This is a genomic window from Streptomyces sp. NPDC093094 (assembly GCF_044754345.1).
In the GTDB taxonomy this organism is placed as follows: Bacteria; Actinomycetota; Actinomycetes; order Streptomycetales; family Streptomycetaceae; genus Streptomyces.
Genome location: NZ_JBIVOX010000007.1, coordinates 238,089 through 250,856 on the forward strand (window position 1 = coordinate 238,089; position 12,768 = coordinate 250,856).

Genomic DNA, 12,768 nt, shown 5'->3' on the forward strand with positions numbered 1-12,768 from the left:
GGCTCTCCCTCAGATCTCGTACGGCTGGACGACGACGAAGTTGCCGGGCGCGGCGCGGAACTGCAGGTTGACGCTCTCCCCGGTGTCACCGGGGTAGGCGTTGCGGCGCATACGGACCTGGCTGGAGACGATCACCTGGGCAGCCGCCGACCAGGCGACGACGGCGTTGCAGTCGGCGAAGGTCGTGGGCGTCACCGGCAGCACCACGGGCGTGCCGTGGGTCTTGACGACGATCGTGCCGGTGCCGGTGAACTGCATCGTGAACAGCGCGCCACCGGGGATGCCGTGTCCTTCGACGCGGCGGACCTCGTACTGGAGGCTCTCGTCGAAGGCGAGGACGTTCTCGGCGGAGACGCAGATGCCGTCGCCCTGGAGCTCGATCGGGTGCAGCATCGTGGAGTTGTCGGCGAGGAACACCTGGCCCTGGCCGGTGCAGCGCATCAGCTGCATCTCCTGGCCGGTCGCGTTGCCGACGAGGCGGCCGGCGAAACCGGCGCCCTTGTAGCTGAAGTCGACCTTGCCCTGGTAGAGGACCATGCTGCCCTGCCGGGCCAGCACCGGCTGACCGCCGATGCCCAGGTCGACGCGGACCATCTTCTTGTTCTGCTGCGTCCAGCGCTGCCCGGTGGGCGTCTCCCTGAACTGCTGCAGCGCGCCCGCCACACCGGGGGTCTGCGGGGTGCCCTGCGGTGCGCCGTAGGGGGCCTGCTGGCCGGGGACCTGGCCGAAGGCAGGCTGCTGGCCGTAGCCGGGGGGCGGGGTCGGATGGCCGTAGCCGGGCGGCGGAGTGGGCGCCTGCGGCTGGGGATGGCCGGGGGGCGGCGTGTGGCCGTACGCCGGCGGCTGGCCGTACGGCTGCTGCGGCTGGGGCGGCTGGCCGTAGGGCGCCTGTGGCGGAGGCGGGACGGTGCCACCCGGCGGGGTCAGCGGGGCGACGATCGTCGGCGCGCTGTGCATCTGCGGGGCGGGGGCCGGGGGCGGCGCGGCACCGGGCGGCGGCGTGGCACCGGGCGGCGGCGCGAAGCCCTGCGCGGGCTGGGGTGCCGGAGCGGGTGCCGGAGCCTGAGCGGGCGGGGCGCCGAACGCGGGCGGCGCGGCGGCCTGGGCGGGCGGCGCGAAGCCCGGCGTGGCCGCGCCCTGCGGCGCCTGCGGGGCGGGCGTCTCCTCCTCGGCGACCTCGCCGCCGAAGTTCTTCAGCAGCGCCTCCAGTCCGCCGTCGAAGCCCTGTCCGACGGCGGCGAACCGCCACACGTCCTTCAGGTAGAAGTCGCCCAGCATCACCGCGCGCTCGGTGGAGAACTCCGAGCCGTTGAAGGCGTAGCGGGCGACCTCCTCGCCGCCCGCGACGATGCGGAGGTATCCGGGGGCGATCTGCGACATCTGCCCGGCGCCGTCGATCGTCGCCGTGAAGGACAGCTTCTGGATCTGCGCGGGGATCCGGTCGAGCGTGATCCGGAAGGACTCCGTGTCACCCGCCTGGGCGCCGAGGAGCTGGATCGACTCCTCGGGGGACTTCGGCTGGTTGAAGAAGACGAAGTAGCGGTCGTCCGAGAGCCGCTCGTCGGCGTCCAGTCCGAAGCAGCTGATGTCGAAGGTCAGCCCGGGGCCGGAGATCTGCACGCCTACGTACAGATCCGTGCCCGCCGTGAGATCACTGATCCTGGCCTTGTGGCCGCGTTGGAATTCCCTGGCCATGCGTTACGACCGTCCCCCATCCCGAAGTGAGTGCGTCGCGCCAGGCTAACGGCAAACTCGGACAGCGGACGATGTCGGTACAGACCCGGTACACAACCACGGCTCACCGGTACCGCCGGGCACCGCCGTGATCCGGAATCACACGTTCGGCGTCGGCGCGCCCCCTCACTCGTCGCCCGCGCCCGGCAGATGCGGCAGTCTGCCGGCCGCCACGACCCCTTCCAGATAGCCGCGGGCCCGCTCGGTGCGGGGGTACGCCTCCAGCAGCCGCCAGAACCGGGGGCCGTGACCGGGCACGAGCAGATGCGCCAGCTCGTGCAGGAGGACGTAGTCGACGACGTACTCGGGCATCCCCTGCAGCCGGTGCGACAGACGGATGCTGCCCTCGGCGGGGGTGCACGAGCCCCAGCGGGTGTTCTGGTTGGTCACCCAGCGCACCGAGGCGGGCCGGGCCCGCCCGCCGAAATACTGCGCCGACAGCCGTTCGGCGCGCTCGGCCAGCTCGGCGTCGCCGAGGCGCTTGCGGCTCTCCTGTGCGGCCAGCTTGTCGAGCATGACGTTCACCCAGCGTCGTTCCTCGGCCTCGGACATCCGGGCGGGGATGAGCACGACGGTGCGATCGCCCTCGCGGTACGCGGAGACCGTCCGTCGTCTGCGGGCGCTCCTGCGGACCTCGATCGCACCGGCCTGCGGTCCGGTGGGCGGCTGGCTCGTCGTGCCGCGCTGGGGTGTTCCGGCGCGGTTCAGCGGGTCGGCGGACACGCCCCGACGTTACCCGCTGCACACGGGGGAAGTCCCGGCTGCGGACCGTTTCCGTGGCGGGCGCCTCGATCCCGCTCCACCGCCGCGCCCGATCCGTACGATCGGCCGCTCATACGACTACTCACTGTCACCTGTGGACAACTCTCCCCGCACGCCGGGCTGCGGGGGCATTCTGGCTCTCGTCGGCGGAGCGGGGACGACGTCACGCCCCCCGCTCCGCCGGCTCACTCGCACATTCCGGGGCTACGGGGGCCTGTCATGCATCCGATGGTGAAGCCCGCGCTGCGGCGCGGCTGGCGCGACCTCAACACCGTGCAGTTCGGCATGACGCCGGCACACGCGATGACGCTGGGTCCGATGGACACGGCGACGGGGAGTTTCCTGGACCTGCTCGACGGCACCCGCGGCCTGCCGCTGCTGCGGAAGGAGGGCCGTCGCATGGATCTGTCGGACGGCCGGGTGGACGCCCTGGTGGAGAGGCTGGGCCGGGCGGGACTGCTCGACGACTCCCTGGGCGGCGGACCTGCCGCCCAGGAGCTGCGCGCGAAGAAGCCGGTTCTCGAACGGATGCGGCCCGACCTGGCCTCACTGTCGCTGACCACGTCCGCGCCGGGCGAGGCGATGGGGCTGCTGGCCGCCCGGGCCACCCTGCGGGTGAGGGTCCTGGGCGCCGGGCGGGTGGGCGCCCAGGTGGCCTCCCTCCTGTCCGGCGCGGGTGTCGGCGAGGTCGAGGTCCGCGATGTCGGCCCGGTCGAGCCCGGGGATGTCGCCCCCGGCGGCCTGTCCGCCGACACCGTCGGCGAGCGCAGGGAGGAGGCCGCCCGCCGGGCCGTGCGCTCCGCCGCCCCCGGCCGTCCGCCGCGCGGCACGTCCCGCTCTCCTCTGGAGGAGCCCGAGCAGGGGCTGTCCCTGGTGGTCCTCGCACCGCGCGACGACGCCGCCGTCCACGCGCCCCTGCCCTCGGCCGCGGAGTCCCTGATGGACTCCGGCACACCCCATCTGTACGCCGGTGTGGTCGAGGCGACCGGCGTCGTCGGTCCCCTGGTGCTGCCGGGCGAGACCGGCTGCGCCGGCTGTCTGCACCAGCAGCGCACCGACCGGGACCCGGTCTGGCCCCGCCTGGTCGCGCAGTGGCACTCGGGCAGACCGCCTCGGGCACGGGCCTGCGACCTGACCCTGGCCACGACGGTCGCGGGCCTGGCCGCGGCTCATGCGCTGGCCTTCCTGGACGGCCGGACCCCGTCGAGCGCGGGGGCGCGCTGGGAGGTCTCCCTGCCTGCACTTCAGTGGCACGCCCGCCCCGTGTGGGGGAACACCGGGTGTCCGTGCGGCGCCGCGACACGGGACGGCCGAGAAGGTAATCAGGAACACACCTCGGAGACCGGGGATCCACACGCGACAATGGTGAGGCAACGGTCGTCGGCGAAGTCGGTCGGGACGGCAGGCGCGGCACTGCCGACCGGCACTTGGAGGGCGCATGTCTGATCTTCCCCGGAAGGCGGTCACCCGGACCGCCAAGCTCGCCGCGCTTCCGCTCGGCTTCGCCGGTCGCGCGACCTGGGGCCTGGGCAAGCGGATCGTGGGCGAGTCCGCGGAGATCGTCGGCCGCGAGCTGCAGCAACGCACGGCGGAGCAGCTGTTCAAGGTGCTCGGCGAGCTCAAGGGCGGCGCGATGAAGTTCGGGCAGGCGCTGTCCGTCTTCGAGTCGGCGCTGCCCGAGGAGGTCGCCGGCCCCTATCGCGCGGCCCTGACCAGGCTTCAGGAGGCGGCGCCTCCGATGCCGACGCGCACCGTGCACACCGTGCTCGCCGAGCGGCTGGGCGAGGACTGGCGGGAGCTGTTCCGGGAGTTCGACGACAAGCCGGCCGCGGCCGCCTCGATCGGCCAGGTGCACCGGGCGGTGTGGCATGACGGCCGCGAGGTCGCGGTCAAGGTGCAGTACCCCGGCGCCGGCGAGGCCCTGGTGTCCGACCTGAACCAGCTGAGCAGGTTCGCCCGCCTGCTGGGGCCGCTGATCCCGGGCATGGACATCAAGCCGCTGATCACGGAGCTGCGCGACCGGGTCACCGAGGAACTCGACTACGCCCTGGAGGCGCAGGCCCAGCGGACGCACGCCGAGGAGTTCACGGACGACCCCGACGTCGTCGTCCCGGCCGTGGTCCACCAGAGCGACCAGGTCCTGGTCACCGAGTGGATCGAGGGCGTCCCGCTGTCGGAGGTCATCTCCGACGGCACGCAGGCCCAGCGCGACCGGGCCGGCCAGCTCCTGGCCCGTTTCCTCTTCTCCGGCCCGGCCCGCACCGGCCTGCTGCACGCCGACCCCCACCCGGGCAACTTCCGTCTGCTGCCCGGTGGCCCCGAGGGCTCGGACGACTGGCGGCTCGGCGTGCTCGACTTCGGCACCGTCGACCGGCTCCCGGGCGGGCTGCCCGCCCCGATCGGCCACTCGCTGCGCATGACCCTCACCGGCGAGGCGGAAGCGGTCTACGAGCTCCTGTGCACGGAGGGCTTCGTCAAGGAGTCGATAGACCTGGACCCGGACGCCGTCCTGGACTACCTCCTGCCGATCATCGAACCGGCGCAGGTGGAGGAGTTCACCTTCACCCGCGGCTGGATGCGCAGCCAGGCGGCCAGGGTCGCCGACCCCCGCTCCCCCGCCCATCAGCTGGGCAAGCAGCTCAACCTGCCCCCGGCGTACCTGCTGATACACCGGGTGACCCTGAGCACCATCGGTGTGCTGTGCCAGCTGGGGTCCTCGGTACGGCTGCGGGAGGAGCTGGAGGAGTGGCTGCCGGGGTTCGTGGAGGATCTCACCGTCTGGGACGGTGACGCCGCGGCGGACGGCGACGAGGAAGCGGTGGCGGCCGTCGAAGCCTGACGGCCGCAGGACTGCCCGGGTTCTCGGGGCGGCGTCCGGCCCGGCTCTTCCCGAGCGGGTCCGGTCCGGCCTCGCTCCGGGCGGAGTCGAGTCCGGCCCGAGCTCACCACCAGGCGGAGTCGAGTCGGCCCTCGATCGCGCGGAGGTTCTCCCGGGCGCACCCGTCGCAGAAGTAGCGGCGCACCCCGTTCTCCACCGAGCAGGTCCAGGTCGGCTGCGAGCCCTGGGCCGAGATGCCGCAGCGGGCGCACACGAGGGTCCGGGGTTCCTCGGCGGAACCGCCGTCGTCCCCGCCTTCGGGAAGACTCGTCATTGACCGACGATAACGCCGCGCGCCGCTGATCACAGGGCAGCAACGCACTGCGGGGGCCGGTCCGTTCGGACGGACCGGCCCCCGCGGGGAAGCTTGTTCCTCCCGGCTCGGGAGGCCGCCTCTTCAGGGCGGTTCGGGCTCTACTGCATCACGGCGATCGCCAGCGCGCGGCGAGCACGCATCGAGGCGCGCTCGGCCCGGCGCTGCATGCGGCGGGCGGTCGCCACGCTCAGGGCGCGGCGCTCCTGCTGCGCCTCACGCAGGCGATCGTGCATATGCGCACGTGCCAGGGCTTCTGGGATGAGTTGCATCTCTCGGGTCCTGTTCTGACGCGAGTCGGTCGCGCCGGTGGTGGTGACGTCTTCGATCGCGGAGCGGATGGGCTCGTTGGTGGACGGCTTCATCGGGGCCTGCTTCTTGGGGTCGTGCGTGAGGGGACGGTCGATCGTTCCTGGGGTGTTCATGCCGTGACCGGGTTCTTCCGCGGACGGCCACGCGGCCGCTTCCGGGCGACGACGACACCCTGGACGAACAGCTCGCCACCCCAGACGCCCCACGGCTCACGCCGCTCCTTGGCGCCGGCGAGGCACGCCTCCATCAGCGGGCAGGTGCGGCAGAGGGACTTGGCGTACTCCACGTCCGCGGGCGACTCCGCGAAGAAGACCTCAGGGTCGTAGGAGCGGCAGGGGACCGGTACACCGAGGTTCTCGATGGCGTCGTCGAGCGCGGTGAGCGCGGTGAGGGGGGTCAAGGCGGAGTCCTTCGTGAGGCCGGGCGGGGGGATCGTTTCGGAAGGCGGTACGGACGGGGCGTGCGCTTCGAGTTGCACGGTTCGTCTTCCTCGTCTGGTCGTTCCGGCCCTGTTGGGCCGGTGGCGGCTGGTACCGGGTTCTTTTCTTGTCCCGAGGCCCCTTCGCTCTGCTGTCCCCGTTCGGGGCAAACAGAAGGGCCGCGGATCCCGGATGGGGTTCCGCGGCCCTGAAGGCGCCGGCCTGATCGAGATCAGGCTGGATCACTCCAGGGTTCTGGCCCGCGGAAGGCCCACATCAGGTGGTGCTGCGTCGTCTGCTTCCGGAATCCGGCACCGGTCGCCGTAAAGGCATAGGCGTGTGCCTGTGCCGTTACTGCCGCTTCCAGTGCCTTGGTCGGTCGCTCATTGCGCTCACGGACAGGGAGGCCCGCGAGAGGCAGGGAGGACGCCGGACGGGCGGCACTGATGCCGGACAGACCGGTGCCCTGGTCCGAGGCGCCGAGCATGCACAGGGAAGCGACGACCGAGCGATCGGTCATTTTGGCGGTGCTGATGGAGCTGGCGTAGATGCTGATCACTGGACTCGCCTCCTCTCGGCGTCTAGGGGAACCGGCGCGAACCGATCCGACGGATATGCAAGTAGAACACGGAAGCGGGGCCTGGAGAAGGCCGCCGTTCCCACGCCTAAGAACCTATGGGGATTGCTGGGGCATGCGCAAACTATTTTTTCGACGAGTTCGTGTCAGTCCTCGTCGGCCGTCGCCCCGGCCTCCCGACCGGCGCAGATGGCCAGGACATCGGCCCCGTAGCGGTTGAGCTTGCGGGTGAGGACACCGGGGATGCGGGCGAGTTCCACGGGGTCGGCCGGGGCGGCTTCGGCGATCGCCATCAACGTCTTGTCCGTGAAGACGCAGAACGCCGGCTGTCCGCTGAGACCCGCCTGGATCTCCCGCCAGCGGTGCAGCCGCTCGTAGAGCGCCTCGTCCATGTCGGAGGGGCAGTCCTCGCAGCGCATCAGCTTCATCTCGCCCGCCTCGGTGAGGGTGCGCCCGCACACCCGGCACCGGGCCGGGGTGCGCTGTCTGCGTCTCGGGACCGCCTCCGTCCCGCCCGCGAAGCCCCGTTCCACACCGCCCGCGGCTCCGGCCGCGGTGCGGCCGGCGACCGTGGTGGTGCTGCCGGGGCGCAGACCGTCGAGGAAGCGGCTGGGCCGGCGGCCGGGCCGACCTCCGGGCGAGCGGGACAGCGCCCAGGAGACATGCAGCCGCTCGCGGGCCCGGGTGACACCGACGTAGAGCAGGCGGCGTTCCTCCTCGATCTGCTCGTCGGTCCGGGCGTAGGTGATCGGCATCATGCCCTCGGCGACACCGACGAGGAACACCACGTCCCACTCCAGGCCCTTCGCCGAGTGGAGAGAGGCGAGGGTGACGCCCTGCACGGTCGGGGCGTGCTGGGCGCCCGCCCGCTCGTCGAGCTCGGCCACGAGGTCGGCCAGGGTGGCGCCGGGGTGGGCGGCGGCGAAGTCCTGCGCGAGGTTGACCAGCGCGGCGAGCGACTCCCAGCTCTCCCTCACGGCGCCGGACCCGGCGGGCGGATGCGGGGTCCAGCCTTCGCCGGACAGCACGGCACGGACCTGGGAGGGCAGGTCGACGACGTCGTCCAGCAGGGAGTCGTTGCCGCCGAAGCGGGCCGCGCCGCGCAGGGCGACGCCCGCCTTGCGCACCTCGGGCCGGTCGAAGAACCGCTCGGCGCCCCGCAGCTGGTAGGGCACGCCGACGTCGGCTAGGGCCTGCTCGTAGATCTCGGACTGCGCGTTCGTGCGGAACAGGACGGCGATCTCGCTGGCCTGCACCCCGGAGGCGAGCAGGTCGCGGATGCGCCGGGCGGTTCCCTCGGCCTCGGCGGGCTCGTCGGGGTGTTCGGCGAAGACCGGGTCCGGGCCGGAGGTGCGCTGAGAGACGAGTTCCAGCCGATGATCGGCGGCACGGCCGCTCGCCTGGGCGAGCAGTCCGTTGGCCAGATGGACGACCTGCGGGGTGGAGCGGTAGTCACGGACGAGCTTGACGACGGTGGCACCCGGGTGACGGACACGGAAGTCGAGCAGATGGTCCGGGGTTGCGCCCGTGAACGAGTAGATCGTCTGGCTCGCGTCCCCGACCACACAGAGGCTGTCGCGCTCCCCCAGCCACAGCTCCAGCAGTCGCTGCTGAAGGGGGCTGACGTCCTGGTACTCGTCCACGACGAAGTGCTGGTACTGGGCACGCACCTGGTCGGCGATGTCACGCCGGTCCTGGAGGACGGCGACGGTGAGCAGCAGCACGTCCTCGAAGTCGATCACGCCCCGGCCGCGCTTGACGTCCTCGTAGGCGGCGTACAGCTGGGCGATCTCCGCCGGACCGCGCGGGGCCTCGCGGCCGGCCTTCGCGGCTGCGAGGGGGTAGTCGGCGGGGGTCGTCTGGGTCACCTTGCCCCACTCGATCTCGGCGGTGACGTCCCTCAGCTCGCCCCGGTCGAGCCGGATGCTGCACGCCGCGGCCGCGTCGGCGACGAGCTGGATCTTGCGATCGATGAGCCGGGGCATGGCACCACCGATCGCTTTCGGCCAGAAGTACTGGAGCTGGCGGAGGGCGGCGGAGTGGAAGGTGCGGGCCTGGACACCGGTCGCGCCGAGCTGGCGCAGCCGGCCCCGCATCTCCCCCGCGGCCCGGTTGGTGAAGGTGACGGCGAGCACGCTGGAGGGCTGGAGGATGCCGGCCCGTACCCCGTAGGCGATGCGGTGGGTGATCGCCCGGGTCTTGCCGGTTCCGGCTCCGGCCAGCACGCACACCGGCCCGTGCAGCGAGGTGGCCACCTCGCGCTGCTCCGGGTCGAGCCCTTCGAGCACCGCGTCGGCCGAGTCCGGTACGTGCGGGAAGAGAGAGGAGTGCGTTGCTGCTGTCACACAGCCATGCTGCCAGGTCGCCGGAGACGGACGAGCCGGTTGTCCACAGGCGCGGGCTCGCAGTCGTACTGATACGACAGGCGTCACGGCGGATGCGGCAGACGCCCGCAGCGGATGCGACAGGCGTCACGGTGGCGGGAACACCCCGGCGGGAATGGCGACCCGGTCGCGTATGTTCCCTGATCGGACGACCCGATCCCCGAGTGACCAAGGGAGCGCGCGAGAGATGCAGGGCACTGTGACGATGTACAGCACCACCTGGTGCGGTTACTGCCAGCGGCTGAAGAAGCAGCTGGACCGCGAAGGCATCGCGTACACCGAGATCAACATCGAGCAGGACCCGGCTTCCGCCGCGTTCGTCGAGAAGGCCAACGGCGGGAACCAGACGGTTCCCACCGTCCGGGTGGTCCCCACCACGGGCGGCAGCGAGGTCGTGATGACGAACCCGAGCCTCGCCCAGGTGAAGCAGGCCCTCGCGGTCTGACGCTCCGCGGCGCTCAGCCCCCTCCGGTCGAGGTCACCGGAGGGGGCTGCTCCGTGTGCGGGCCCGCTCCGTGCACAGGGACCGCTCTGCGGGAAGGGGAGCGGCTGCCGTGCCCGCACGCCGCCGCTCACCCGGCTGTCGGACCCTCCGTCTACAGTGCGCCGCATGGACATGAACAACCCGCAGGACGTGGGCGCGGCGTTCTGGGCGCAGATCCTCGGCGTCACGATCAGCGAGGAGCCCCCGCCGCCGGACTCGCCCCTCGGCCGCGTACGCGCGTTCACCGACGAGTACGGCGAGGACGCGCTCAGGCCCGAGCACATCGAGGCCGCCAGGGAAGGCCGCCCCCTGCTGCCCTGAGGCGTGGCCGCCCCTGCGGCGGCCCCGGGGTGTGGCGGAGGGCGGCCGCCCGGCCGGGGTGACCGCCCTTTGCCGTACGCGGTTCAGACGCTGCGCGTCGGCAGCGGCCTGTCGTACCAGAGCTCGATGAGACGGGCCGCGATGGAGATGCCGTACGGCGGCAGCACCTCGCCCGAGTCGAACGCGGCACCCAGCTCGTCGCGGGAGAACCAGCGGGCCTCGTGGATCTCGTCGCCGTCGACGGTGATGTCCGTCGCCGTGGCGCGGGCCATGAAGCCCAGCATGAGGCTGGAGGGGAACGGCCAGGGCTGGCTGGCGACGTACTCGACCCGGCCGACGGTGACCCCGGCCTCCTCGAACACCTCGCGCCGCACCGCCTGCTCGATGGACTCGCCGGGTTCGACGAACCCGGCGAGCGTGGAGAAGCGGCCCTCGGGCCAGTGGACCTGGCGGCCCAGCAGGATGCGGTCGTCCTCGTCGGTGACGGCCATTATCACGGCCGGGTCGGTGCGCGGGTAGTGCTCCGCGCCGCAGGCCGGGCAGCGGCGGATGTGCCCGGCGGCGGCGATCACGGTGCGCTCGCCGCAGCGGGAGCAGAAGCGGTGCGTGCGCTGCCAGTTCTCCAGGCCCACCGCGTGCACCATCAGGCCCGCGTCGCGCGGGGACAGCAGCAGTCCGGCCTCGCGCAGGCCCGCCGGACGGGCGGACTGGTCGATACGGCCGGGGAGCGCGTCCTTCTGGAGGGCGAAGTAGCTCACGCCGTCCTCGTCGGTGCCCAGGAAGTAGCGGTGCGCCTCGGTCAGGGGCGCCTCGAAGGAGGGCGTCATGACGAGCTCGGTCCTGCCGTCGGACGTCTCGTCGATGAGGACCTGGCCGCCGGAGACCACGAAGCAGCGGGTCGAGGGGTGGCTCCACGCCGCCGCGAGCCATGCCTCGTCGAGCCGGTGGTGCGCGGCGCGGTCGATGCCGCTCGGAAGGGTGAGTGAGACGGGTCGTTCGGCGGTGCGGTCGGTCCAGGTGGTCACGGGTGCTTCCAACTCCCCCGGGTGCAGCGGTTGGGTTCGGCGGCGGTTGTGCGGGACGTGCGGCAAGGGGTGACCGGGTCCGGCGGGGCTTCGCGGTGCGGGGCCCTTACAGTGTGCCCCGCCTGCGAAGGCGTCCCGGACGGCACCGGCCGGGTCAGGTGGTGCGGGGCCAGTTCTCGGCCAGGTCGCCCCACAGATAGGCGGCGGTCTCCACGCCCTTGACGAGGAGGTCCAGCTCGACCTTCTCGTCGGGTGCGTGCCAGCCGTCGGAGGGGACGGAGATGCCCAGGAAGAGCACGGGCGTGCCGAGCACCTCCTGGAGGTCTGCGGCCGGTCCGGAACCGCCCTCGCGGGTGAAGCGGACAGGCCCTTCGAAGGCGCGGCTCATCGCCCGCACGACGGACTGCAGGGCCGGGTGGTCCAGCGGGGTCAGGCACGGTCGCGTGGCCGCGCCGAAGTCGATCTCGCAGCGGATCCCGGCGGGCACCTGCGCGTCGGCCCAGGCGCGCACGGCCTTCTCGATGTGGGCGGGGTCCTGGCCCGCGACCATCCGGAAGGAGAGCTTCACCATCGCCGAGGAGGGGATGATCGTCTTGCTGCCGGGGCCCTGGTAGCCGCCGCCGATGCCGTTGACCTCGGCCGTGGGGCGGGCCCAGATGCGCTCCAGGGTGGTGTGCCCGGCCTCGCCGTGGGCGGCGTAGGACTTGGCGGTGCGCAGCCAGCGCGGCTCGTCGAAAGGGAGCTCGGCGAAGAGCTCGCGCTCGCGGTCGGTGAGCTCGACGACGCCGTCGTAGAAGCCGGGAACGGCCACGCGCGCGTGCTCGTCGTGCAGGGCGGCGACCAGGCGCGCGGCGACGGTCGCCGGGTTGGGCACGGCGCCGCCGAAGGAGCCGGAGTGGATGTCCTGGTCGGGGCCGTGCAGCCGGATCTCGCACTCGGCGAGTCCGCGCATCCCGGTGCACACGGTCGGGGTGTCCTCGGACCACATGCCGGTGTCGGAGACGATCACCGCGTCGGCGGCGAGCCGGCCGGCGTGCTCCTCGACGAGCGCACGGAAGTGCGGGGAGCCGGACTCCTCCTCGCCCTCGATCAGCAGTTTGAGGCCGACCGCGGGCGCCGTACGGCCGGTCGCGGCGAGGTGGGCACGCACGCCCAGGGTGTGGAAGAACACCTGGCCCTTGTCGTCGGCGGCCCCGCGCGCGTAGAGGCGGCCGTCACGGACGACCGGCTCGAAGGGGTCGCTGCTCCAGCCGTCCTCGCGGGCGGCGGGCTGCACGTCGTGATGGCCGTAGACCAGGACCGTGGGCGCCTCGGAGTCGCCGGAGGGCCACTCGGCGAAGACGGCCGGGGCGCCCGCGGTCTGCCACACCTCGACCGTGGGGAAGCCGGTCTCGCGGAGCTTGGCGGCGAGCCACTCGGCGCTGCGCCGGACGTCGGGCGCGTGGTCGGGCTGGGCCGACACCGACGGGATGCGCAGCCATTCGGCGAGATCGTCGAGGAAGGCGGCGCGGTGCTGCTGGATGTACTGACGGACGGCGCTGTCCGGGGTCTGGCTCATG

13 protein-coding genes are annotated in these 12,768 nt (G+C 72.5%); 4 read left to right on the forward strand and 9 right to left on the reverse strand.

Translation table 11 applies throughout. The features are described 5' to 3' along the window. Positions 1 to 9: 9 nt before the first annotated feature. Positions 10 to 1,695 (reverse strand): TerD family protein, encoded by a 1,686-nt coding sequence (locus ACIQGV_RS17180; protein WP_402495428.1) that lies wholly within the window; start codon positions 1,693 to 1,695, stop codon positions 10 to 12. A gap of 165 nt (positions 1,696 to 1,860) precedes the next feature. Continuing rightward, entirely contained in the window at positions 1,861 to 2,457 is a 597-nt protein-coding gene (locus ACIQGV_RS17185) for a M48 family metallopeptidase (RefSeq protein WP_402495431.1), read from the reverse strand. A gap of 258 nt (positions 2,458 to 2,715) precedes the next feature. On the opposite strand from ACIQGV_RS17185, the gene ACIQGV_RS17190 reads away from it, so the two are divergent. Then, positions 2,716 to 3,942 carry a TOMM precursor leader peptide-binding protein gene (locus ACIQGV_RS17190; protein ID WP_402495434.1) on the forward strand — a complete coding sequence of 409 codons (1,227 nt, stop codon included), beginning with the start codon at positions 2,716 to 2,718 and terminating at the stop codon, positions 3,940 to 3,942. Further along, entirely contained in the window at positions 3,935 to 5,335 is a 1,401-nt protein-coding gene (locus tag ACIQGV_RS17195; RefSeq protein WP_402495437.1) for an ABC1 kinase family protein, read from the forward strand. The genes ACIQGV_RS17190 and ACIQGV_RS17195 overlap by 8 nt, the downstream gene beginning before the upstream one ends. Positions 5,336 to 5,438: 103 nt before the next feature. On the opposite strand, the gene ACIQGV_RS17200 is transcribed toward ACIQGV_RS17195, so the two are convergent. The 5 genes from ACIQGV_RS17200 to ACIQGV_RS17220 form a co-directional block, all read right to left on the reverse strand. After that, the gene (locus ACIQGV_RS17200) at positions 5,439 to 5,648 is read right to left on the reverse strand and encodes a hypothetical protein (RefSeq protein WP_402495439.1); all 210 of its coding nucleotides are present in this window, start codon (positions 5,646 to 5,648) and stop codon (positions 5,439 to 5,441) included. 140 nt (positions 5,649 to 5,788) lie between these two features. Beyond that, positions 5,789 to 6,112 (reverse strand): hypothetical protein, encoded by a 324-nt coding sequence (locus ACIQGV_RS17205; protein ID WP_402495441.1) that lies wholly within the window; start codon positions 6,110 to 6,112, stop codon positions 5,789 to 5,791. Continuing rightward, a complete protein-coding gene (locus ACIQGV_RS17210; protein ID WP_402495444.1) occupies positions 6,109 to 6,477 on the reverse strand; it encodes a WhiB family transcriptional regulator in 369 nt (122 codons plus the stop codon). Before ACIQGV_RS17210 ends, ACIQGV_RS17205 begins: the two co-directional genes overlap by 4 nt. Positions 6,478 to 6,650: 173 nt before the next feature. After that, positions 6,651 to 6,977, reverse strand: a complete 327-nt coding sequence (locus ACIQGV_RS17215; RefSeq protein WP_402495446.1) for a hypothetical protein — start codon at positions 6,975 to 6,977, stop codon at positions 6,651 to 6,653. Between the two features lie 164 nt (positions 6,978 to 7,141). Beyond that, positions 7,142 to 9,340 carry an ATP-dependent DNA helicase UvrD2 gene (locus ACIQGV_RS17220; RefSeq protein WP_402495448.1) on the reverse strand — a complete coding sequence of 733 codons (2,199 nt, stop codon included), beginning with the start codon at positions 9,338 to 9,340 and terminating at the stop codon, positions 7,142 to 7,144. A gap of 226 nt (positions 9,341 to 9,566) precedes the next feature. Here ACIQGV_RS17220 and ACIQGV_RS17225 point away from each other — a divergent pair, with 226 nt between their 5' ends. Further along, on the forward strand, positions 9,567 to 9,824 hold the full coding sequence (locus ACIQGV_RS17225; protein ID WP_402495450.1) for a mycoredoxin: 258 nt from the start codon (positions 9,567 to 9,569) through the stop codon (positions 9,822 to 9,824). A gap of 165 nt (positions 9,825 to 9,989) precedes the next feature. Beyond that, the gene (locus ACIQGV_RS17230; RefSeq protein ID WP_402495452.1) at positions 9,990 to 10,184 is read left to right on the forward strand and encodes a hypothetical protein; all 195 of its coding nucleotides are present in this window, start codon (positions 9,990 to 9,992) and stop codon (positions 10,182 to 10,184) included. Positions 10,185 to 10,267: 83 nt separating this feature from the next. Here the strand turns inward: ACIQGV_RS17230 and nudC are convergent, their stop codons facing one another. Next, positions 10,268 to 11,209, reverse strand: coding sequence for an NAD(+) diphosphatase (gene nudC / locus ACIQGV_RS17235; protein ID WP_402495454.1), 942 nt, complete (start codon positions 11,207 to 11,209; stop codon positions 10,268 to 10,270). A gap of 154 nt (positions 11,210 to 11,363) precedes the next feature. After that, positions 11,364 to 12,767, reverse strand: a complete 1,404-nt coding sequence (locus tag ACIQGV_RS17240) for a dipeptidase (protein WP_402495456.1) — start codon at positions 12,765 to 12,767, stop codon at positions 11,364 to 11,366. Position 12,768 lies beyond the last annotated feature (1 nt).